The 20430-nt window shown below is 54.0% G+C and carries 20 protein-coding genes; 12 read left to right on the top strand and 8 right to left on the bottom strand.

Going from position 1 to position 20430, the window contains the following annotated elements; all coding sequences use genetic code 11:
• The first annotated feature begins 5 nt into the window (after window positions 1-5).
• The 3 genes from FC43_RS08580 to FC43_RS08570 all read left to right on the top strand — a co-directional run bounded on the left by FC43_RS08580 (window position 6) and on the right by FC43_RS08570 (window position 2792).
• Window positions 6-374: a 6-carboxytetrahydropterin synthase gene (locus tag FC43_RS08580; protein ID WP_056955368.1), complete on the top strand. Its 369-nt coding sequence runs from the start codon at window positions 6-8 to the stop codon at window positions 372-374.
• A 4-nt stretch (window positions 375-378) separates the two neighbouring features.
• On the top strand, window positions 379-1104 hold the full coding sequence (locus tag FC43_RS08575) for an EAL domain-containing protein (protein WP_056955367.1): 726 nt from the start codon (window positions 379-381) through the stop codon (window positions 1102-1104).
• A 95-nt stretch (window positions 1105-1199) separates the two neighbouring features.
• Window positions 1200-2792 (top strand): APC family permease, encoded by a 1593-nt coding sequence (locus tag FC43_RS08570; RefSeq protein WP_056955366.1) that lies wholly within the window; start codon window positions 1200-1202, stop codon window positions 2790-2792.
• Window positions 2793-2872: 80 nt separating this feature from the next.
• On the opposite strand, the gene FC43_RS08565 is transcribed toward FC43_RS08570, so the two are convergent.
• The 4 genes from FC43_RS08565 to FC43_RS08550 form a co-directional block, all read right to left on the bottom strand.
• Window positions 2873-3127, bottom strand: a complete 255-nt coding sequence (locus tag FC43_RS08565; protein WP_056955365.1) for a hypothetical protein — start codon at window positions 3125-3127, stop codon at window positions 2873-2875.
• A 428-nt stretch (window positions 3128-3555) separates the two neighbouring features.
• A complete protein-coding gene (locus FC43_RS08560; protein ID WP_056955364.1) occupies window positions 3556-4899 on the bottom strand; it encodes a PFL family protein in 1344 nt (447 codons plus the stop codon).
• 2 nt (window positions 4900-4901) lie between these two features.
• Window positions 4902-5174 (bottom strand): ACT domain-containing protein, encoded by a 273-nt coding sequence (locus FC43_RS08555; RefSeq protein WP_056955363.1) that lies wholly within the window; start codon window positions 5172-5174, stop codon window positions 4902-4904.
• Window positions 5175-5366: 192 nt separating this feature from the next.
• Window positions 5367-5882 (bottom strand): flavodoxin family protein, encoded by a 516-nt coding sequence (locus FC43_RS08550; protein WP_019206410.1) that lies wholly within the window; start codon window positions 5880-5882, stop codon window positions 5367-5369.
• 145 nt (window positions 5883-6027) lie between these two features.
• Here FC43_RS08550 and FC43_RS08545 point away from each other — a divergent pair, with 145 nt between their 5' ends.
• From FC43_RS08545 to FC43_RS08535, 3 genes are all read left to right on the top strand, one after another.
• A complete protein-coding gene (locus FC43_RS08545) occupies window positions 6028-7578 on the top strand; it encodes an ABC-F family ATP-binding cassette domain-containing protein (protein ID WP_019206411.1) in 1551 nt (516 codons plus the stop codon).
• 62 nt (window positions 7579-7640) lie between these two features.
• The gene (locus FC43_RS08540; protein WP_056955362.1) at window positions 7641-8723 is read left to right on the top strand and encodes a DHHA1 domain-containing protein; all 1083 of its coding nucleotides are present in this window, start codon (window positions 7641-7643) and stop codon (window positions 8721-8723) included.
• Between the two features lie 37 nt (window positions 8724-8760).
• A complete protein-coding gene (locus tag FC43_RS08535) occupies window positions 8761-8988 on the top strand; it encodes a DeoR family transcriptional regulator (RefSeq protein WP_162258997.1) in 228 nt (75 codons plus the stop codon).
• Between the two features lie 247 nt (window positions 8989-9235).
• On the opposite strand, the gene brnQ is transcribed toward FC43_RS08535, so the two are convergent.
• Together brnQ and nagA are read right to left on the bottom strand one after the other, a co-directional pair.
• The gene (gene brnQ, locus FC43_RS08530; protein WP_056955361.1) at window positions 9236-10612 is read right to left on the bottom strand and encodes a branched-chain amino acid transport system II carrier protein; all 1377 of its coding nucleotides are present in this window, start codon (window positions 10610-10612) and stop codon (window positions 9236-9238) included.
• A gap of 454 nt (window positions 10613-11066) precedes the next feature.
• Complete coding sequence (nagA, locus tag FC43_RS08525; protein ID WP_056955360.1) at window positions 11067-12212, bottom strand: N-acetylglucosamine-6-phosphate deacetylase; 1146 nt, start codon at window positions 12210-12212, stop codon at window positions 11067-11069.
• 171 nt (window positions 12213-12383) lie between these two features.
• Here nagA and FC43_RS08520 point away from each other — a divergent pair, with 171 nt between their 5' ends.
• Together FC43_RS08520 and FC43_RS08515 are read left to right on the top strand one after the other, a co-directional pair.
• Entirely contained in the window at window positions 12384-13109 is a 726-nt protein-coding gene (locus tag FC43_RS08520) for a glucosamine-6-phosphate deaminase (protein WP_056955359.1), read from the top strand.
• An 88-nt stretch (window positions 13110-13197) separates the two neighbouring features.
• Window positions 13198-13854, top strand: a complete 657-nt coding sequence (locus tag FC43_RS08515) for a histidine phosphatase family protein (RefSeq protein WP_056955358.1) — start codon at window positions 13198-13200, stop codon at window positions 13852-13854.
• Between the two features lie 52 nt (window positions 13855-13906).
• On the opposite strand, the gene FC43_RS08510 is transcribed toward FC43_RS08515, so the two are convergent.
• Window positions 13907-14368 (bottom strand): NUDIX hydrolase, encoded by a 462-nt coding sequence (locus tag FC43_RS08510; RefSeq protein ID WP_056955357.1) that lies wholly within the window; start codon window positions 14366-14368, stop codon window positions 13907-13909.
• Window positions 14369-14519: 151 nt separating this feature from the next.
• On the opposite strand from FC43_RS08510, the gene FC43_RS08505 reads away from it, so the two are divergent.
• Window positions 14520-15530: an AI-2E family transporter gene (locus FC43_RS08505; protein WP_156648371.1), complete on the top strand. Its 1011-nt coding sequence runs from the start codon at window positions 14520-14522 to the stop codon at window positions 15528-15530.
• A gap of 89 nt (window positions 15531-15619) precedes the next feature.
• On the top strand, window positions 15620-17281 hold the full coding sequence (locus tag FC43_RS08500; RefSeq protein ID WP_019206420.1) for a formate--tetrahydrofolate ligase: 1662 nt from the start codon (window positions 15620-15622) through the stop codon (window positions 17279-17281).
• A 66-nt stretch (window positions 17282-17347) separates the two neighbouring features.
• Here FC43_RS08500 and FC43_RS08495 read toward each other — a convergent pair whose 3' ends face one another.
• Entirely contained in the window at window positions 17348-18544 is a 1197-nt protein-coding gene (locus FC43_RS08495) for an SAM-dependent methyltransferase (protein WP_056955356.1), read from the bottom strand.
• Window positions 18545-18815: 271 nt separating this feature from the next.
• Here FC43_RS08495 and purE point away from each other — a divergent pair, with 271 nt between their 5' ends.
• Both purE and purK read left to right on the top strand, forming a co-directional pair.
• The gene (gene purE / locus FC43_RS08490; protein ID WP_019206422.1) at window positions 18816-19301 is read left to right on the top strand and encodes a 5-(carboxyamino)imidazole ribonucleotide mutase; all 486 of its coding nucleotides are present in this window, start codon (window positions 18816-18818) and stop codon (window positions 19299-19301) included.
• Window positions 19294-20427 carry a 5-(carboxyamino)imidazole ribonucleotide synthase gene (gene purK / locus FC43_RS08485; protein ID WP_019206423.1) on the top strand — a complete coding sequence of 378 codons (1134 nt, stop codon included), beginning with the start codon at window positions 19294-19296 and terminating at the stop codon, window positions 20425-20427. Before purE ends, purK begins: the two co-directional genes overlap by 8 nt.
• The last annotated feature ends 3 nt before the right edge of the window (window positions 20428-20430 follow it).

Here is a 20430-nt window from a genome sequence, read left to right as displayed (position 1 = left end):
AGAAAATGGAAAAACGGTACAGCTACCGCTTGCATTTTTACTTAAACGCCAGCCACGCGATGCGGTGGAACAACCAAATGGGGGAAGAACACCCCCATACCTGGGAGTTGATTTGCCAAGTCGCGCGGGGCAGCGATGAACATTTTATTCGATTCAACGAGATTGAAGAGCAGATTCAAACGATCATTGACCCATTGCAAGGCCAATTTCTAAACCTTGTACCGCCGTTTGATCAGGAAAATCCGTCCCTTGAAAAGCTGGGTGAGTATTTCTTTGACCAAATTGATCACCAACTTGCGACGGTGCACTGTTTCTTGACCCAGCTCGAGATCGGCGAATCACCGACCAGGTTCTTCTTGGTCAAGAGGGGGTAAAAAAATGGGGTTGATTGAGCAGTTAGAGTTGTATTGCCAGCCAATTTACCAGGTGACGACGTTGGAGGCGGCCCAGCCGTGTGACTACGAGGTCTTATTGCGGAAAAAAGGCGGCCGGCCCTTGTTGCCCCAGGAATTGTATGCGACGACGGCCACGGCCAGTGCCCGGCAGGCGTTGCGGCAATGGATGCTTGCTCAATTGGCCCACTTTGCGGATCATCAGCCTCGCTTGACGATTGACGTTAACATTGATCCTTGGCAGTTTCACTACCCGGATGTCTGGGATTACTTAGCCCAATTGCGCCAGGTCGGTCCGCAGATCAACATTGAAATCACCGAACGCAACGAGAGCAGCTTTGACGCGGCAGCCAACTTCGGCCGTCTCTTGGCGCGGGCCCAAAACCTGGGCTTTGCGATCAGCTTGGATGATGTCGGGTCGGGCTACAACAGCTTACAAGCGGTAATTGATAATTCGACTTACCTGAGTCGGATCAAATTTTCCCTCTTGCTGTTCCAACGCCGCGACCAGCAGAGTAAACTGCTCTTTGCCCGGGCTTGGCAGGAGCTGGCGGCGAGCCGCAACTTGGATTTGGTCGTGGAAGGGATTGAAGACCAACTCCTGGCCGAAGCCCTGCTCAAGCAAGGCTGCCATTATCAACAGGGCTTTTATTGGCAGCGCCCCTTCCCGCTGAAAAAGCTGTGCGGCTGCCAAAATGGTGATTGTGACTAAGTTAAAGCGGTCCGGCCGGGCGGCTTTTTTCTTTTAAATTTAGCGGTGCTATAATATTATTTTGCGATCCATAAGTTGAGAAGAGAGGAAAACAGATGCGCCAAACAAAAATTAGTTTATTTGCCGGGGTCATGCTGGCCTTGAGCTCTTTGATTGGCTCGGGCTGGCTGTTTGGCTCCGGTGCGGCGGCCCGGGTAGCGGGTCCCGCCGCGGTGATTTCGTGGATTATTGGGGCGGTCATCATGATTCTGATTGCCTTTAACTACGTCGAATTAGGGACGATGTTTCCCGAATCCGGTGGCATGAGCCGCTTTGCCCAGTACAGTCACGGCCCCCTCTTGGGCTTTATGGCCGCGTGGGCCAACTGGGTTTCTTTGGTGACCCTCTTGCCGATTGAAGCGGTCGCCTGTGTTCAATACATGAGTACTTGGCCTTGGGGCTGGGCCAATTGGACCCGCCATTTAATGGCCGACGGGGCGATTACCACCGCGGGGTTGCTCGGTGTTTATTTGATTATGATCGTCTTTACCTTGATTAATTTCTGGTCGGTCAAGCTCTTGACCCGCTTTACCAGCCTGGTGGCGGTCTTTAAGCTTTTGATCCCGAGTTTGACGATTTTGACCTTGATCTGGGTCGGCTTTCACCCGGGCAATTTCGGCCATAGTACCGCAACCTTTATGCCCTACGGGACGCGGGGGATCTTTGAGGCGGTCGCCGTCTCCGGGATCATCCTGTCCTACGACGCCTTTCAAACTGTGATTAACATGGCCGGGGAAATGGTTAACCCGCAAAAGAATATCTTTCGCGGGGTCTGGCTGTCGTTGACGATTACGGCGGTTATCTACATCCTCTTGCAAGTCGCCTTTATCGGGGCGGTGTCTCCGGCGACCTTGGCTCAGGTCGGCTGGCACGGTGTTAACTTCGCCTCGCCTTTTGCTGACCTAGCGATTTTGTTGGGCTTGCACTGGCTGTCCTTGCTCTTGTACGTCGACGCCTTTGTCTCACCGTTTGGGACCGGGGTGACCTTTGTGGCGACGGCTTCGCGGACCTTGGCGGCGATGACGCGCAACGGCAATTTGCCGGCCTGGGTCGGCCGGTTAAACCGCCGTTACATGATTCCGCGCTTTGCCATGCTGGCTGATTTAGCCTTGGCGATGGTGCTGGTCTACTTCTTCCGCGATTGGAGCAAGTTAGCGACGGTGGTGTCGATTTCGACCTTTGTCGCCTACGCGACCGGCCCAGTAACCGCCGTGGCCCTGCGCAAAATGCGGCCGGGCTTTAAGCGGCCCTTTCATTCCAAGCACTTGCGCTGGGTTGCGCCGCTCTCCTTTGTCTTGACCGGCTTGGTAATTTACTGGGCGATGTGGCCGACGACGGTCGAAGTGATCGGGATCGTCTTATTGGGGTTGCCAATCTACTTCTACTACGACCGCAAGTACAACCGGGTCCCGTTAAAACAACAGCTGCAAGGGGCGGGCTGGCTCTTGGCCTACCTGGTCTTTATTTCAGTCGTCTCTTACCTCGGGAGCAGTGGCTTTGGCGGCCACGATTTCCTCAAGTATCCATACGACTTCTTGGTAATTATCGTTGCCTCGCTCTTCTTCTACGTTTGGGCAGTCGCCGCCCGGGTCGATGGCCCGGACCTAGCGGTAGCCGCTGAGGTCAACGCGGATGTGAAAGTGGATTAACCGTGTTAGTTATCTTAATTGCGTAAAAGCACCGCTTAAAGGGCCCCCAAGGGCAGTTTAAGCGGTGCTTTTGGCGTTAATTAAGCCTGGTTTTTCTTCCGTAAATCGTCTCGCGAAGTATACGCCATCAGCAAAAAGATGATTGCAATGGCCAAATAGCCAAGCAGGCCAAGGTAAGAAGTGCGCTGGCTTGCGACCGCATAGATGCCAAAAATCACGATGAACGTGGGCAAGATGGCAATCCCGTAGCGCCATTTAAGCCGTGGGGCGATTAGGTGTTGAATTATCATGCCGAGAATAATGTAGGTTAGTGGGTTTGCCAATAGGTATGTCAAAATAATTTCTCCTTTTGAGCCAAGTGATTTGTGAAATTTTCCTTAACCACCGTAACATGCTTGGGGAAAGCGGCGCAAATGGCGGGGAAATGTCCCTGGCGGATTGATGACCATCCCTTTAAGAATTTTTAAATTTTAACCAGGAAGGGTTGCGGACTGAATGGCTGTTCTGAAGCAAGCTTTATAGGCCAGCGGAGAAGTAAGCAACAAACGCTCAGTTGGCGTATCCGACGGCGGTTTTCAAGTGTGGTTCATAATTTGGTTATAAACATTTTAGAAAGCAACGGACTATATTTCTTTTTAAGAAGGGGATTGATCAAAAGAAAAACCGGTTAATTCGTAAAACCGCTGACAAATTAACCGGTAATTTAATGAAAGATCAAGTCGGCATCTTCCCGCTAGTTAAGGAACCGAAAGTTGGCGGAAAACTAGTTCTTAAAACTATGAATCGGCGCCGGAATTTGGCCGCCCCGTTCGATCAAGGCGGCGGCAGAAGCCGGATTGACGCCCATGATTGGCGCATGGCCCAGCAAGCCGCCGAATTCCACGGTGTCACCAACTTGCTTGCCCGGGACGGGAATGATGCGGACGGCGGTCGTCTTATTATTGATCATCCCGATGGCGGCTTCGTCGGCAATCATGGCACTGATCGTGGTGGCCGGGGTGTCGCCAGGAATGGCAATCATATCAAGGCCGACCGAGCAGACCGCCGTCATCGCTTCCAGCTTGGCCAACGACAGGGTACCGGCCTGAACGGCGTCAATCATGCCAGCGTCCTCAGATACCGGAATAAAGGCCCCGGATAGCCCGCCGACGTGGCTGCAAGCCATGATGCCGCCCTTTTTGACGGCGTCATTAAGCAAGGCTAAGGCGGCAGTCGTCCCGTGCCCGCCAACTTGGCTGAGGCCGATTTCTTCTAAGACCTGGGCGACCGAATCACCCACCGCGGGGGTCGGGGCCAAGGACAGGTCGACAATCCCAAAGGGTACCCCTAAGCGTTGGGCGGCTTGGCTGCCGACCAATTGCCCCATCCGGGTGACCTTAAAGGCGGTTTGCTTAATTGTTTCGGCGACCACGTCTAAGGGTTGGCCTTGGACCTTTTCAAGTGCCGCCTTGATCACGCCGGGCCCGGAAACGCCGGCGTTAATGACGACGTCGGCTTCACTGACCCCATGAAAGCCACCAGCCATAAAGGGATTATCGGCGACGGCATTACAGAAGACGACCAATTTGGCGTTGGCCATTACGTCTTGCTGGGCGGCCTGGCGAATGGCTTGGCCGAGGTCGGCAACGGCGTCCATGTTGATCCCGCTGCGGGTCGAACCAACGTTGACTGAACCGCAAACTAAATCAGTCTCGGCTAAGGCTTGGGGCAGCGCAGCGATTAAGCGTTGATCCCCTTGGTGATAGCCCTTTTGGACCAGGGCCGAAAAGCCGCCAATAAAATCAATCCCCAGGGTTTGCGCCGCACGATCGAGGGTGCGCGCAAAGGGGACGTAATCGGTCGTTTCGCTGGCGGCGGCGATCAGGGCAATTGGCGTCACCGTTACCCGCTTATTGACAATCGGAATCCCAAATTCCGCTTCGATTGCTTGGCCGACTTCGACAAGGTGGGCGGCCTTGGTGGTGATTTTATCGTAAATCTTTTGGCAAGCCCGGGTACTGTCGGCATCGATACAATCTAAGAGGGAGATCCCCATCGTGATCGTGCGGACATCGAGTTTTTCGTCGTTGAGCATCCGGAGTGTTTCTTGAATCTTTGCTAATTCCATGGCTAGCCCTCCAATTGGTGCATGGCGCGGTACAGCTGCTCGTTGCGGATATTGATCTCAACCCCCAGGGTATGACCAAGGCTGGTCAATTCCGTGGCTAACTGGGTGAAATCTGCGCCAGCGGGGACCTCGACGGCCATCATCATGGTGAAGTAACCGGCCATGATGGTTTGGGAAACGTCTAAAATATTAATGTGGGCTTGGGCTAAGTACTGACTGACCCCGGCGATAATGCCGACTTGATCTTGGCCGACGGTGGTTACAATTGCTTTCACGGCAGGTCACCTCATTTATGTGAATATGATTAAAATTAACTGAGAATTGGTGTGATTATAGCGAATCTGTTCAGTGATTGCAATTGCTATTCCAAAATCAGTTAAGCCCAGGTGCGGTCGCAGGTAGGCCGGGGCCAAACTAATAAAACCGGCGGGACTGATGGTCAGCTCCGCCGGTTGGGCTCGGTTAAATTAATGACAGCTCTGCCCCAAGGCGGTAGCGACCGCGGGGTAAAAGCGCAGGTCGGCACTCGGGGTGTCGGGGACCTGGGCGGCTAGCATTTGGCCCCCAAACCGCCAGCCAAAGTGGTCGAAGCAGGCTTTGATTTCCGACTTGAGGTAGGTAAATTCCCGTTCGGGGCTGGTGGCCAGTAAAATCCCGGTTTTTTGGTCGGGGAGTTGTGGGGTGCGGGCGGCCAGTTGGTCGATGACGGCCTTTAATTGGGCATCCATCTCGAATAAGTAGACTGGCGTCGCCAAGACCACGGTCTGGGCCGCCGCAATTTTGGCTTGGAGGGCGGTTAACCGGGCCGGCGGGGCCACTAAGGCGCCGGTCGCATCGGTTTGCAGTGGTGGAATGGGATGACTGCCGACGTCAAAGTGTTCCACGGTTTGGCCGCTGGCCTGCGCGCCAGCCGTAAAGTGCGCACACAACTTGGCGAGGGCCCCGTGAGGTTGGGGACTCGCGAAAATCAGCAAAATTGACATGCTCTACCCCCTTTGGATTATGCAAAACGGTATTCAGCTTCATTGTAGCACTAATTCGGGGCGGTTGGGAAAAGGATGATTGTACACGGCCCGGGGCAGAGTGGTACCATTAAACAATTAGGCCTAATGAGAAAGGAAGAGAAAAATGGCACTGTTGGATGTGGCGGGGCTAACGATGAGTTTCGCCGAGAAAAAATTGTATGATGACGCCAGCTTTCAACTGGAAAAGGGCGAACACATGGGGGTGGTCGGCCAAAACGGCGCCGGCAAGTCAACCTTGATCAAGATCTTGATCGGCCAGGTCCTACCGGTCGCTGGTCAGGTCAAGTGGCAGCCCCACACCAAGATTGGCTACCTCGATCAATACGTCGATATTTCCCGGGAAATTACCCTGGTCGATTTTTTAAAGACCGCTTTTGCTGAGCTCTACCAGGTCAATGATGAGCTCAACCAGCTCTACGCCCAGTATGCGGCCAGCGGGGATGACTCCTTAATGGATCGAGCGGCGCACCTTCAAGAAATCCTGGACGGCCACGATTTTTACGGAATTGACCTGGCGATCGAGCGGGTGATGACCGGGTTGGGCTTGACCGAATTAGGCGCCGATCACCTGGTTGCGGAAATGAGTGGTGGGCAACGTTCCAAGGTGATTTTAGCCAAGCTGTTGCTCGAACAGCCCGACGTGATTCTCCTTGATGAACCGACCAACTACCTCGACACCGCCCACATTGAGTGGCTGATTGGTTATCTAAACGATTACCCTGGGGCGGCGATGGTGATTTCCCACGACTATGATTTCTTGGAACGGGTCACCAACACGATTATCGACGTCGCCTTTGGCAAGATCACCAAGTACCGTGGCAGCTTCCAGCAGGCGATGCGCCAAAAAGAAGAGCGCAAGCAGGCCCAGGAGCGGGAATACGAAAAGCAACGGGTAGTGATTGAAAAAGCCGAGCGCTTTATCCGTAAGAACAAGGCGGGCTCGAAGTCGACGCTGGCTAAGTCGCGCGAAAAGATGCTCAACCGGCTGGAACGGATCGATCCGCCAACTGATAATTTGCAAGCCCATTTCCACTTCCCGTACGTGGCCAGTGGTTCGGCTAACGCCCTCAAGGTAGAGCGCCTGAGTGTGGGCTACCACCGGCCTTTGCTTTCGCCGGTGACCTTCTCGTTAACAGCTGGTGAAAAGTTATTGATCAGTGGTTTTAACGGGGTTGGGAAATCAACGCTGATTAAATCAATCCTGGGCGAAATCAAGGCCCTCGGCGGTCAGGCGACCTTTTCGCCGTCGGCAAAAATCGCCTACTTCGACCAGGACTTGCTCTGGGATGATCCCAACCAAACGCCCTTGCAAGTGATTCAAGACCAGTACCCGACGATGCTGCCGAAGACGATCCGCCAAAAGTTGGCGGCCGCCGGCTTGAATGCGGCCAATATCGTCAAACCCCTTCACCTCTTGTCTGGGGGTGAGCAGACCAAGGTCAAGCTCGCTTTGTTGGAACTAACGCCGGCCAACTTCTTGATTTTAGACGAACCGACCAACCACTTGGATGAAGAGACCAAGCAGGCTTTAAAGCAGGCCTTGCAAGCTTTTAGTGGTAATTTGATCCTGGTCAGCCACGAGGCGTCCTTTACGGCTGGGTGGCTCGATAAGGTCTTGAACGTCGAAAAATTAAGTCTGAAGGGGCAGGGCTAAGCATGTTGTTCCGGTGGCAAACGCGGTAAAATAGAAGCAATCGAATGAACGGAGGCAATATGATGGCACAAACCCGGATTAAAATTTTTTCGCACAACGACTTGGATGGCTTCGGCGGGCCCTTGCTGTTAGCAACTCTGCACGACGTGATGTTTAAGGACGTTGAATTTGAGATTGAAAATATTGGGGCGGGGCAAATTGACGCTGCTTTGGGGCGGTGGTTCCGTGACCCAAGCCTCGGGCAGTTTACCGATGTTTACATCATGGACATGACCCCGGACAGTGACTACACCTTCCAACAATTGGATGCCAACTTTGCCAATCATTGGCTAGTCTTTGATCACCACGAAAGTGAAGCGGCGGCCCGGGAAAAGTACGCCATTAACGCGGTGACCCCGCAGAATCCGGCCGTTACGCCCAGTGCCACCAGCCTGGTTTGGGATTGGTTGCAAACGCAGCCGCACTTCAGCCAGGTCAGTGCCGAACGCCAAGCCGAACTAGCCGAAGTGGTGGAATTGATCCGCGCTTACGATACCTGGGACTGGCAAAATGATCCGCAAATGAGTGCCGATGAACGGCAGGCAGCCGATGAACTCAACCAGCTCTTCTGGTTCTACCCGCTGGATCACTCGGCGGAATTTGTCAGTGCCGTGTTGGCCACCAGTTGGACCAAGTACCGGGCGGCCAACCAATTGTTGATCACGACTTTAAATGACCGGCGGGCCCACTACTTAAAGAGTCACCTCAAGGATGTTTTAACCGCCAAAATTGACGGTAAGACCTGGGGCTTTGTCTACGCCAGCGACTACAAATCTGAGATTGCTCACGCCCTGCTTACGGAACACCCGGACGTCGCCGCGGCGATGGTGATTTCACCGACCAGCCTCTCCTTGCGCAGCAACGGGCAAGTCGATGTCGCCAAGTTTGCTGAAGACTACTTTGGCGGGGGCGGCCATGCCGATGCAGCCGGGGCGCGGATCAGCGTCAACATGATTAAAATCGGGACCCAAGCGGTGATCGAAGAGGTCCAAAAGGTGATTAAGCGTCATCAAAGTCAACCTGCGGAAGCGACAGGCTCCTTGGCCGATAACCTCGACCCAGCGGTGGCGGCTAAGATGGCAGCCCTCTTTGGTAAATCAGAATAAGGTTAGTTTATCGCTCACAAAAATGAGCGATAAACTTTTGCGAAGGGTAGTCCGGGATGCGCGATTAGCTAAAAATGAACAGGCCGCGTGGAACCTGATTGAACGTTACTTACAGCAACATCAGTACTTAACGACCCCGGAGGCCGTCAAACTGGTGGGGAAATCTGCGGCAACAACCCGCCGCTATTTAAACAAATACGTGGCTCTAGGTTGGCTGGCCAAGCAAGGCGGCAACCGGGATCGAACCTATCACTTAGTGAAGTAAAAACTGGCGCCGGCTCAGCATTGCTGAGTGGGCGCCAGTTTTGATTTTGAACGACTTGAGCAGGTTAACGATGGGGCTCCAGTGCAGACCACCTGCTAGCTGTCTGAAGAAGTGATAAGTTGCATGATAAGAAACCTTTCGCCTTAAAATAACGGCCTTGGACCGTATTTTTATGTTTGTAACCGACTGAAAGGGTGGTCGACGCTGCTTAGGCGTGCCTTAATATGTCAGCAAACTAAGGGGCAGCTTAATTTTTAGGAGTTGACAGGGTTGGGTTAGTCTGAGCTTGGTGGTGCGCCCAGTGAATCAGCCACCCGAAGGCCAAGCCGCAAATGCCAAAGCTCAGCCACCCTAAGCCCTGGGAAAAGAAGGGGAACCACCGCTGGGCAAAGGCGACGCTGGCTTGAATCAATGCCGTTTGCCGCAGGACTGGAGGCAAGGCATTCGCCATGTCAAAGGCAGCCGGGAAGAGGGTAAAGGCCGTGGTGATCCGGTAGACCAAGGGATCATTTTTAAACAGGGGCGATAAGAGCCCTAAGATAATCAAAGTAATAGCCAAGGGGTATAAGAACATCAAGACCGGCGTGGACCAGGTGATGATTTGATCCAAGCCCAAGTTGGCGCAAAGAAAGGACAGGCCACAGTTAAAGCGCAAGAATGCCCGGTAAGAAATCCGGGGGAAGCGCCGGTGAAAATCTTGGGCAAAGGCGATCACCAAGCCCATCGCACTGGTCATGCAAGTAACCGTGGCCAGCGTTGCCAAAATCGCGTCCCCCGCGTTGCCAAGGTAAAAATGGGCAATTTGGGCCAGAGTCGTGCCTCCGTTGGCCGCCAGAGCAAAGTGGTGGCGACTGGTAGCGCCCAGCCAGGTCAGGGCTAAATAGATTGCACCGATCCCAGCAATCCCCACCAAACCACTTTTGGCAGTGGCCAGGGCGACTTGGTGCGGCTGGTGCTTACCCAGTTGTTGAATCGCGGTAATCACGGTAACCCCAAACGCTAGGGCGGCTAAAGCATCCATGGTGTTGTAGCCTTGTAAGAAACCATTGGTAAAGGCTTGGCCCGTATATTGAGCGGTAGCCGGGATACTTTGAGTAGCCCCTAAGGGGTGCAGACTAGCCAAGATGAAAATACTGAATAATAGCAATAAGAATAAGGGGTTTAAGATTTTTCCGATCAACGTGGTAATGTGGGTTTCCCGCACGGAGAAGTAATACACGGCGCCGAAGAACAGGGCCGAGTATGCCGCCAAGCCCCAACTATTCCAAGCACTCGGCAGATGGGGCGCGATCCCAATGGCGTACGGGACGGTAGCCGTCCGCGGAGTAGCGAATAGGGGCCCGAGGGTGGCGTGAACTAAAATTAAGAAAATTAAAGCGTACCAATGCCCATTTGGCCGGGCCAGATCATAGATCCCGGTTGCGCGGGTGACGCTGATCGCCAGCAACGCGAGCAAGGGGAATAAAACGCCGGAGAGCAAAAAGCCACTGCTGGCCAGCAACCAGTGTTGACCTGCCAATTGTCCCAGGTGAACCGGAAAAATCAAGTTTCCGGCCCCAAACAGCATCCCAAAGATTAGGGAAGCGATAATAATAACTTGACGGAATTTAAAATGGATTGCCATAACTATCTCCTCGTTTGTAGTTCAGTGACAGCGATAATCATTAAAGGGCTTAGCTAAGTTTTTGGTACAAAAAAACGTCCCTTAGGCCTGTGCCTAAGGGACGCGGTTGCGTGTTACCACCCTATTTTTACTCAGTCATTGCTGACTCAGCCTTACTGCGGACCCCACTTGAAGTGGGAGCCGTTGACGCGATAACGGGCGTACCCGCCGGAGACTTCAGTTCGTCGCCCCCGTCACTCCTAGGTTACTTTCAGTCAACCGGCCGGTTCCTGCTTGCACTACATCAGGATCGCTGTGACCATGCCTATTGCTTACTCTCCTATTCACAGTGTTTGTTGTACCAAGGTTAATGATTGAGTTTGATTATACTGCCATTATGAGAGAAGTCAACACTTTTCTCATAATTTTTTAATTTTAAAGGAAAGCCCGGAATTTACCCCCGAAGTGGTGATGGTTAGTGTGCCGGCGTGAACAGGCGCCCCAAGGAGAAGGTCATTTGCAAGTTTAAATCACTGTCTAAGACATTTAAGTCGGCGTCCTTGCCCACCGTTAGGCTGCCCTTTTGGGTCAGGTTAAATTCGCGGGCTTGGTTGCCCGATGACATCTGGACGGCGTCGGCAATCGAACAGCCGGTAAACTGAATGATGTTTTTAAAGGCGTCCGGGAAGCGCAGGACCGAACCGGCCAGGTGGCCGTTAGTCAAGCGCGCCTGTTTGTCCTTGACGATCACCGTTTGACCCCCGAGCTCAGACGTCCCCTCGGCCATCCCCTTGGCCCGCATCGAGTCGGTCACCAATTCTATCCGGTCAGCGCCCTTTAATTCGTACGCCAGCTTGATCATGTCGGGATAGACGTGGAAACCATCGGCGATCAGTTCCGTGTAGAGGTTGGCTTCCAACAGCGCGTGCCCGGTGACCCCCGGTTCGCGGTGTTGCAACCCCCGCTGGGCATTGTAGAGGTGGGTGACGTGGGTAGCCAAGGAGTGCTTCATTTCCGCCCGGGTGGCGTTGCTGTGGCCGACGGACAAGACGATCCCGTTAGCCAGACAGTACCGTTCGAATTCGCGGCTGCCGGGGTTTTCTGGGGCATAGGTCACGACTTTGATCATGCCGCCGGCCAATTCGTTCCAAGCTTTGAAAGCTGTCAGATCCGGGGCTTCAATGTATTCTTCCGGCTGCGCGCCCTTAAAGACCGGGGAGACAAAGGGTCCTTCCAGGTGAATCCCCTGGATGACCGGATTGGTCGTCGCTGCTTGGTGCACGGCTTGCAGGGCCGCGGCGATATTTTGGTGCGACTGGGTCATCGTCGTCGCAAAGTAGGTCGTCACCCCTTCATTAGCGGTCATTTGTTGGACCATGGCGTCGATTTGGTCAGCGTTCCCGTCCATGGCGTCATAGCCGTAACCGCCGTGGCTGTGGACGTCGATAAAGCCGGGGACCACGGTTTGCCCGGCTAAGTCAATCCGCGTTTCATCGCTGGGCGCGGGCTGGTAGTCGGACATCGGACCGACGGCTTGCAGCTGTTGATCAAAGCGCAAGTAGCCGTCGCGGATGACTTCATGACCGGTGTAAATGGTGGCGTGGGTTAAAACTGTCGTCATTGGTGTTCACCTCAATTAAAATTTTCATCACTACTGGTTTAATCTTAGTCGGCCCACGGCAGGAGCGCAAGGCTTTGACAAACTGTGGGGGGATGTTGTATAACTGGTATATACCGGTATAGACCAAAAATCAATACCACGGACGAAAAAATTTGAAGGGGGATCAGCCAAATGCAAATAATCGTTGTAAAAGATCAGCAAGCCGGGGGGAAGGCCGCCTTAAAGGTCTTTGCGGCCGCCAAAGCGCGCGGGGTCAAGGTCTTCGGCCTGGCGACTGGGGGAACGCCAGAAACCACCTACGCCGAATTAGTGGCCAGCGACCTGGATTTTACCGACAGTATTTCAATTAATCTGGATGAGTATGTCGGTTTGGCAGCCGACCATCCACAAAGCTATGCCTACTACATGCACCACCACCTCTTTTTTGCCAAGCCCTTTGCGGCATCGTACCTGCCCAATGGTTTGGCCACCGATCCGGCGGCGGAGTGTGCCCGTTATGACCAAATTTTAACGGACCACCACGTTGGTTTGCAGCTGTTGGGGATTGGGCGCAATGGGCACATTGGTTTTAACGAGCCGGGCAGCCCCTTTGATGGCATGACCCATGAGGTGGTGCTGACGCCGTCGACGATTGCGGCCAACGCCCGCTTCTTTGCCCGGCCCGCTGACGTACCTAAGCGGGCGTTATCAATGGGGATCGGCGCGATCATGCAGGCCGATCAAATTCTCTTGGAAGCCTACGGCAGCGATAAGGCGGCGGCGATCCAAGCGATGATCGAAGGCCCGGTGACTACGGCCGTGCCAGCCAGTGTCTTGCAACAGCACCCGAATGTAATCGTGATTCTGGACCAAGCGGCCGCCGCAAAGTTGTCGGCTGCGGGGCAAGCCAGCGCCTGATTCGTTATGAAAGCGATTTTAACTTTGGCGCCAAACGCGGTAAAATAAGGCTGTGACATCAAGCACGCACAGTGGAGGCGAAATAAAGATGACAAAGTTAAATATCTACTTGGTGCGCCACGGGCAAACCTACTACAACATCTACAATAAGCTGCAGGGTTGGTCGAACTCGCCGCTGACCGAAAAGGGCAAGCAAGACGCCAAACTGGCCGGGCAAAAGGTCAAGGACATTCAATTTGCGGCGGCTTTTTGCAGTGATTTGCCGCGGGCGATTGAAACCTGCCAGACGATTCTGGACCTCAATGAACAGGCGTCGGTGAAGGCTCCGACGGCCATTAGTCCCTTCTTGCGGGAACAATTCTACGGGGTCTTTGAAGGGACCGAAATGGGCCAAGCCTGGTATTTAGCCGGCGCCCCGCACGGTTGCAAGAGCTTCAAGGACATTGTCACCAAGTATTCGATCGGCCAAGCCAAGGATTGGATGAAAGAAGCCGATCCTTTCCACGACGCCGAAAATAACTTTGAGTACTGGCAGCGCCTGGATCAGGGGATTGATTTGATCCGCCACGCGGGGCTGCCGGATGGGGCCAACGTGTTGTGGGTCAGCCACGGCAATACCGTCTTGAGCCTGGTGGAACGCTTTGGGGAAGGCAAGTACGACATTACCGAACGACCGAAGAATGGCAGCCTCTCTAAGCTGGTCTTGACCGATGATGATTTAAAGTTTGAATATTACGATCATTAAAAGGCTAACCGGCCGCGCTCGGGAAGAACGTGGCCGGTTTTTAGTGCTCCGGTCATGCTTTATGGGTGAAGTGAGCTTGCAAAATTGCCCACATCTTTTCGTGCTGCTGATTAAAGAACTTCGGCTGGGGACCGGTAAGGGAGAAGTACTTGGTGCGCACGGTCTCCGTGGCCTTGGGAGCAGTCGTGGGAGCGCCGGTGGCTTCCACCAGGTAAAAGGCGTTGATCGGTTGGAGCACGTCCCCGTTAGGGTAGGTGTATTCATCGGTATCCTGAAGGGCCAGCAGTTTGATCGGCCGAATCGCGATGCCGGCGTCCTCTTGGTATTCACGCACCATGCACGCGGCAAAGCTTTCCCCGTATTCTAAGTAGCCGCCGGGAAAACACCAGTCGCCCGTATCAGCCCGTTCTTGCAATAAGACTTCGCCCGCTTCGTTGACCAGGGCGCCGGAAGCACTGGTCAGAATCACGGGCATGTGGCCAACTTTTTGCCGTAAGGCTTGAATGTAACTCATAAAAAACCCTCCTTAGAAAACGTTTTCTTCCATTGTAACACTAGGGAAGAATCTGACCCAAAACCCGCAAATTTGTTAAAATAGAAACAAACTGAATTTCAAGGGGGTCTTGACGCTGACGTCGTGGAAAAAATTTACCGCCAATATTTCAATGCACCGGGTGGTCGTCTTATTGCTGATCATTGCGGTCTTGTATGCGGCGAGGGGGATGATGAATACCATCCTGTTGACCTTTATCTTTACTTACCTGATCGTGCACTGGATCCGGCTTTTGCAACGCTTTGTGCCGCACTTGCCGCCAGTTTTGATCGTCATTGTCACCTACATCCTGTTAATCTTGGGCCTGTACTACGTGGTGACCGATTACTTGCCCCTCTTAGTAGAGCAAATCGTCAAAATGGTCGACTCGCTGATCAAGTTCTACCAAAGCCCTGATATGAAGACGACCTTGCAGTGGGTCAACCGCTACGTTTCTAACGGGACGATCATTTCTCAGGCCAAGCACGGGATGCAACTGGCCGTTTCGACCTTAACTTCATTGGGGACCTTGACTTTTGCCTTTGTAATGTCATTGATCTTGAGCTTCTTTTACACGATTGAACTGCGCCAGATGAATGAATTTTCCCGTCAGTTTCTGTCCAGCAAGTCGTTGGGCTGGTTCTTTAATGACCTCTACTACTTCGGCAAGAAATTTGTCAATACCTTTGGAGTCGTCTTAGAAGCCCAGTTTTTCATCGCAATTTGCAATACCGTTATTACGATGATCTGCCTGACCTTTATGCACATGCCACAGATCTTCGCCCTCGGGCTGATGGTCTTTATTTTGAGTTTAATCCCGGTTGCCGGGGTGATCATTTCCCTGGTCCCCCTCAGCATGGTGGCCTACTCGGTCGGTGGCTGGCGCTACATTGCCTACGTTTTAATCATGGTGGTGGTGATCCACGCGATCGAAGCCTACGTCCTCAATCCCAAATTTATGTCGAGCCGGACGGAACTGCCAATTTTCTACACCTTTGTGGTCCTCTTGGTTAGCGAGCACCTCTTTGGCACTTGGGGCTTGATTGTCGGGGTCCCGATTTTTACCTTCCTGCTCGATATTGCCGACGTTAAGCCGATTGGCAAGGCGACGGCGCCCACTTCAGCGATTAAATCTGATGATTAAGCTTGTTGAAATGGTTGCTTTAGGGTTATAATCGAACGGTAATATTTCATAAGAGATTATTGTTCGGTTTTTAATGAGGAGGCCATCGGATGTTAACGGATATTCAAATTGCGGATCAAGCGGAAATGTTGCCAATCGAAGCTGTGGCGGCTAAGGTGGGACTGAAAAAGGACCAACTGGAACAATACGGTCCCTACAAGGCGAAGGTAACCACGCCGGTTGCCCCAGTAGCCGGTAAGAAGCACAAGCTGGTCTTGGTGACGGCAATTAACCCGACCCCAGCCGGGGAAGGGAAGTCGACCGTCTTGGTGGGCTTGGCTGACGCAATGAACCAATTAGGGCACCAAACGACGATCGCGATGCGTGAACCATCAATGGGACCGGTCTTCGGGATCAAGGGGGGTGCCACCGGGGGTGGTTACAGTCAAGTCATCCCAATGGAAGACATCAACCTCCACTTTACTGGCGATCTGCACGCCCTGACCAGTGCCAACAACACCTTGGCGGCCTTGATTGACAACTACATCATGCGGGATAACGAACTCGATCTTGATCCCCGCCGGGTGATCTGGCGGCGGGTCGAAGACGTTAACGACCGCGCCCTGCGCAACGTCGTGACCGGTCTGGGCGGCGTGATGCAAGGGGTGCCGCGTGAAACCGGCTTTGACATTACGGCGGCGTCCGAATTAATGGCGATCCTGTGTCTGTCAACGGACCTGATGGACCTCAAGCGCCGGGTCAAGCAAATCGTGGTGGGCTACACCCGGGCCAAGGAACCCGTTACGGTCGGCCAACTGGGCTTTGCGGATGCAATCACGATCTTACTCAAGGATGCCATCAAGCCAAACCTGGTCCAAACCCTGGATCACACGCCCGCCTTTGTTCACGGGGGGCCGTTTGCCAACATTGCCCACGGCTGCAATTCGGTCTTAGCCACCCAGACGTCCCTGGCCTTAAGTGACTACACGGTGACCGAAGCCGGCTTCGGGGCCGACCTGGGGGCTGAAAAGTTCCTCGACATTAAGCGGCCCGCTTTAGGCAAGCACCCCGACGCCGTGGTCATCGTGGCGACCATCCGGGCCTTAAAGTACAACGGTGGAGTGGCTTTAGCTGACCTGAAGGACGAAAACTTAGCGGCCTTAGAAGCCGGCTTTGTCAACCTCAAGCGCCACGTCCAAAACATCCAACGTTACGGGCTGCCGGCGGTGGTTGCGATTAATCACTTTGTCGCTGATACGGATGCCGAAGTTGGTAAACTGCAAGAACTCTGTGCCGAATTGGGCGTCAAAGCGGTGGTCGCCGATGCCTGGGCTAAGGGGGGCGCGGGGACGCACGCCCTGGCCGAAGCGGTGGTCGAATTGGCCGACCAACCAGCGGACTTCACGCCGCTCTACGATGTTGAACTGCCAATTGCCGACAAGGTCAAAGCCGTGGCGACCAAGATTTACGGCGCCAAGGAAGTCGTCTTTTCCAAGAAGGCGGAAAAGCAACTGGCCGAATTTACCAAGCAGGGCTGGGACAACCTGCCGGTCTGCATCGCCAAGACCCAGTACTCCTTCTCGGATGACCAAACGGCGCTCGGGGCGCCGAGTGACTTTACTTTCCACATCCGGGAGTTTGTGCCAAAGCTCGGGGCCGGCTTTATCGTCGCTTTGTCCGGGACGATGCTGACGATGCCGGGGCTGGGGAAGACGCCAGCGGCCGTGAAGATGACGATTGATGAAAACGGGACGATTACCGGCCTGTTCTAACAAAGAAGTTTCAAAAAAGGGTGATCCCTGCGCGTGGACGCAAGGTCACCCTTTAATTTTGCTGGATTAGCGGTCGGTCAGCATGTACCGGCGGGTCATTGGCAAGCCGGTGCCCGACGGCCCCTTGGTTAGGAGATATTGGACGACGTCGATATTGCCGGATTCAAAGGAAGCCGCGCAGGCCTGCAGATACAGGTCCCACATCCGGGTAAAGCGCGTCCCCTTGGTGGTTTCAATTTCGGCGCGGTGGGCATTGAAGTTGGCGTCCCAGATTTCCAGTGTCCGTTGGTAGTGGCGGCGTAGCATTTCCATGTCCCCGATTTGCAAGTGGGCGGCTTCAATGTGGTCGATGATTTCCGTCAGGCCGGGGATGTAGCCGCCCGGGAAGATGTACTTGTTGATCCAGCCGTTGTAGGCGCCGCCTTGTTGGCGGGTAATGCCGTGGATCAGGGCCGTCCCATCAGCCTTCAAGTACTTCGCCACGTCTTGGAAGTAGAGGCCGAGGTTTTCTTGGCCGACGTGTTCAAACATCCCAACCGAGGTAATGTAATCCCACTGTTCGTCGCCCAGCTCACGGTAGTCTTGTAGGCGCACTTCGGCGACCCCACTGAGGCCAGCTGCTTCAATCCGCTGTTTGACCAGCTGGTATTGTTCTTCAGAGAGGGTGACCCCGGTGACTTTCAGGTCGTATTCCTTGGCGGCCGTCAGCATCAAGGTCCCCCAGCCACAGCCAATGTCGAGCAGGCGGCGACCGGGTTGGGGATTGAGCTTTTGCAAGATGTGGTGGACCTTAGCGATTTGCGCGGCGGTTAGGTCGTTGGTTGGATTTTCCGGGGTGAAGTAGGCGCACGAATACGTCAGCGTGTCATCGAGCCAGAGCCGGTAAAAATCATTGCCGACGTCGTAGTGGCTGTGAATGTCGGCTTGGCTTTGCGCCTCGCCGTGACTTTGTTTCGGCAAGAATTTTTTTAGTTTGGCGTCGCGCAGGAAACTGCCGGCTTGTTGGTAAGCTGAGGTAATCACTTCTTGGAGGGGGTGAGCGCCTGGACCGGTAATATCAATCTTTTGGTCCATGTAAGCTTCCCCTAGGGCGATCGACGCGTTTTGGGTGACCGCGCTGACCGGCACTTTTTCCCGGAAGGTAATGGTGGCCTTGGGTTCCCCCTGGCCATACTGCGCGCTGCTGCCGTCCCAAAAGACAATTTTGACCAGCATGGCAAACGAGCGCTTGAGCAGTTGCTTATAGAACGTTTTCTCTAGCATCAAATTTCCTTCTCTCTTGCTTAAAATAAGAATATTATATACCCAGCAAAAAGGGCGCGGTAAGTGAAAGATTTTTGAAAAATCAAAAATTACCGATAAAACTACCGAAAAATAAAGGCGCGCCGGGGGCCATTTGATGATTTTATCGAACTTTAAAATACAGTCACCGTTACATTATTCGGAATTTCCTTGAAGTCCCCGCTGGCCTTTGGTATCCTTAGAAAGGAAATTAAAGCAATGGATAAACAGCACACGCAATGGAGGCGCAAAAATGAGCAGCATCAGTGTGGTAATGGGCAGTCAGTCGGATTGGCCGACCGTCAAAGAAGCTTGTTTGATTTTGGAGCAATTTGGGGTGGACTACGAAAAGCACGTGATTTCCGCCCACCGGATGCCAACGGAAATGTTCGCCTTTGCCCAGGCGGCCGTTGAAAAGGGGACCAAGGTCATTATCGCTTGTGCGGGGGGAGCGGCCCACCTGCCGGGGATGATTGCGGCCAATACCCCCCTGCCCGTGATCGGGGTGCCGGCCCAAACCAAGGCGTTGGGCGGCATGGACTCGCTCTTGTCGATTGTGCAGATGCCAGCCGGGATTCCGGTCGCTACGACGGCGATTGGGGTGGCGGGCGCCAAGAACGCCGCTTTATTAGCCCTGCAAATTCTCGGGACGACTAACCCGGCTTTGCAAGCTCAAATCCAAGCGTACCGCCAAAAGATGCACGATGCCGCGGTAGAAAGTGAGGCCCACCTTGACTAACTTGATTCAACCGGGTCAAACGATCGGGATTATCGGCGGTGGCCAGCTCGGTCAGATGTTGGCGTTAGATGCTAAGCAGACCGGGATGAAGGTCATTATTTTAGATCCGACCCCTAATTGCCCGGCCGGCCAGTGTGCGGATGAACAAATCGTGGCGCCGTACGAAGACGTTGCGGCGATTGAAGAATTGGCCGCGAAGAGTGACGTTTTAACCTATGAATTTGAAAATGTCGACTTGCAGGCCCTCAAGAAGGTCGCGACGACGGCTTACGTGCCGCAGGGGACCCACCTCTTGTACACCACCAAGCACCGCCTGCGGGAAAAGACCTTCTTAAAAGAAGCTGGCTGTCAAACGGCGCCCTTTGTGGCGGTTAAAAATGAAGCTGACCTGCAAGCGGGCGTGGCCCAGCTCGGCTATCCGTGTGTCTTAAAGACTTGCCAGGGCGGCTACGACGGGCACGGCCAAATCGTCCTGCATTCGGCGGCGGATTTGCCCCAGTGTCAGGGGATCGTTGCAACTGGTGATGCGATTTTGGAAGGCTGGGTAAACTTTGCCTTGGAGTGTTCGGTGATGGTAGCCCGGAATGAAAATGGGGAGGTAACAACCTTCCCCATCGCCGAAAATATCCACCGTCACGAAATCCTGCACCTCAGCATCGTCCCGGCGCGGATCAGTGACGCCGTGGCCGCCAAGGCCGAAGCGGCCGCGAAGCGGATTGCGACCGCCCTGGACTTACGGGGAATTTTGGGGGTCGAATTCTTTGTCGGCACCGACGGCGAGATTTACGTTAACGAGTTGGCCCCGCGGCCGCACAATTCGGGGCACTACTCGATTGAAGCCTGCAACTTCTCCCAGTTTGCCATTCACAACCGGGCGATTTGCAATTGGCCCCTGCCCAAGATTGAATTGCTCAAGCCGGTCGTGATGGTCAACGTCTTGGGCCAACACGTCCAACCCCTCCGCGCCCAATTAACGGCCCACCCGGCTTGGCACTTCCATGACTACGGCAAGGCCGCCAGTCGGGTTGACCGCAAGATGGGTCACGTGACGATTTTGACCGACGACATTGATGCAACCTTGGCCGAAGTGGCCGCCAGCAAGATTTGGGCTGACCAAGCCGAATAAAAA

It is taken from the genome of Limosilactobacillus ingluviei DSM 15946 (assembly GCF_001435775.1).
GTDB classification, from domain to species: domain Bacteria; phylum Bacillota; class Bacilli; order Lactobacillales; family Lactobacillaceae; genus Limosilactobacillus; species Limosilactobacillus ingluviei.
Note: the sequence above shows the minus strand (reverse complement) of the source record. Positions and strands in the feature narration are given on the sequence as shown.

Excerpts from the sequence above, each read along its gene's own strand:
- FC43_RS08580 (WP_056955368.1), top strand. The coding sequence starts at position 6 with ATGGAAAAACGGTACAGCTACCGCTTGCATTTTTACTTAAACGCCAGC.
- FC43_RS08575 (WP_056955367.1), top strand. The coding sequence starts at position 379 with ATGGGGTTGATTGAGCAGTTAGAGTTGTATTGCCAGCCAATTTACCAG.
- FC43_RS08570 (WP_056955366.1), top strand. The coding sequence starts at position 1,200 with ATGCGCCAAACAAAAATTAGTTTATTTGCCGGGGTCATGCTGGCCTTG.
- FC43_RS08560 (WP_056955364.1), bottom strand. The coding sequence starts at position 4,899 with ATGGAATTAGCAAAGATTCAAGAAACACTCCGGATGCTCAACGACGAA.
- FC43_RS08550 (WP_019206410.1), bottom strand. The coding sequence starts at position 5,882 with ATGTCAATTTTGCTGATTTTCGCGAGTCCCCAACCTCACGGGGCCCTC.
- FC43_RS08545 (WP_019206411.1), top strand. The coding sequence starts at position 6,028 with ATGGCACTGTTGGATGTGGCGGGGCTAACGATGAGTTTCGCCGAGAAA.
- FC43_RS08540 (WP_056955362.1), top strand. The coding sequence starts at position 7,641 with ATGGCACAAACCCGGATTAAAATTTTTTCGCACAACGACTTGGATGGC.
- brnQ (WP_056955361.1), bottom strand. The coding sequence starts at position 10,612 with ATGGCAATCCATTTTAAATTCCGTCAAGTTATTATTATCGCTTCCCTA.
- nagA (WP_056955360.1), bottom strand. The coding sequence starts at position 12,212 with ATGACGACAGTTTTAACCCACGCCACCATTTACACCGGTCATGAAGTC.
- FC43_RS08520 (WP_056955359.1), top strand. The coding sequence starts at position 12,384 with ATGCAAATAATCGTTGTAAAAGATCAGCAAGCCGGGGGGAAGGCCGCC.
- FC43_RS08515 (WP_056955358.1), top strand. The coding sequence starts at position 13,198 with ATGACAAAGTTAAATATCTACTTGGTGCGCCACGGGCAAACCTACTAC.
- FC43_RS08510 (WP_056955357.1), bottom strand. The coding sequence starts at position 14,368 with ATGAGTTACATTCAAGCCTTACGGCAAAAAGTTGGCCACATGCCCGTG.
- FC43_RS08505 (WP_156648371.1), top strand. The coding sequence starts at position 14,520 with ATGCACCGGGTGGTCGTCTTATTGCTGATCATTGCGGTCTTGTATGCG.
- FC43_RS08500 (WP_019206420.1), top strand. The coding sequence starts at position 15,620 with ATGTTAACGGATATTCAAATTGCGGATCAAGCGGAAATGTTGCCAATC.
- FC43_RS08495 (WP_056955356.1), bottom strand. The coding sequence starts at position 18,544 with ATGCTAGAGAAAACGTTCTATAAGCAACTGCTCAAGCGCTCGTTTGCC.
- purE (WP_019206422.1), top strand. The coding sequence starts at position 18,816 with ATGAGCAGCATCAGTGTGGTAATGGGCAGTCAGTCGGATTGGCCGACC.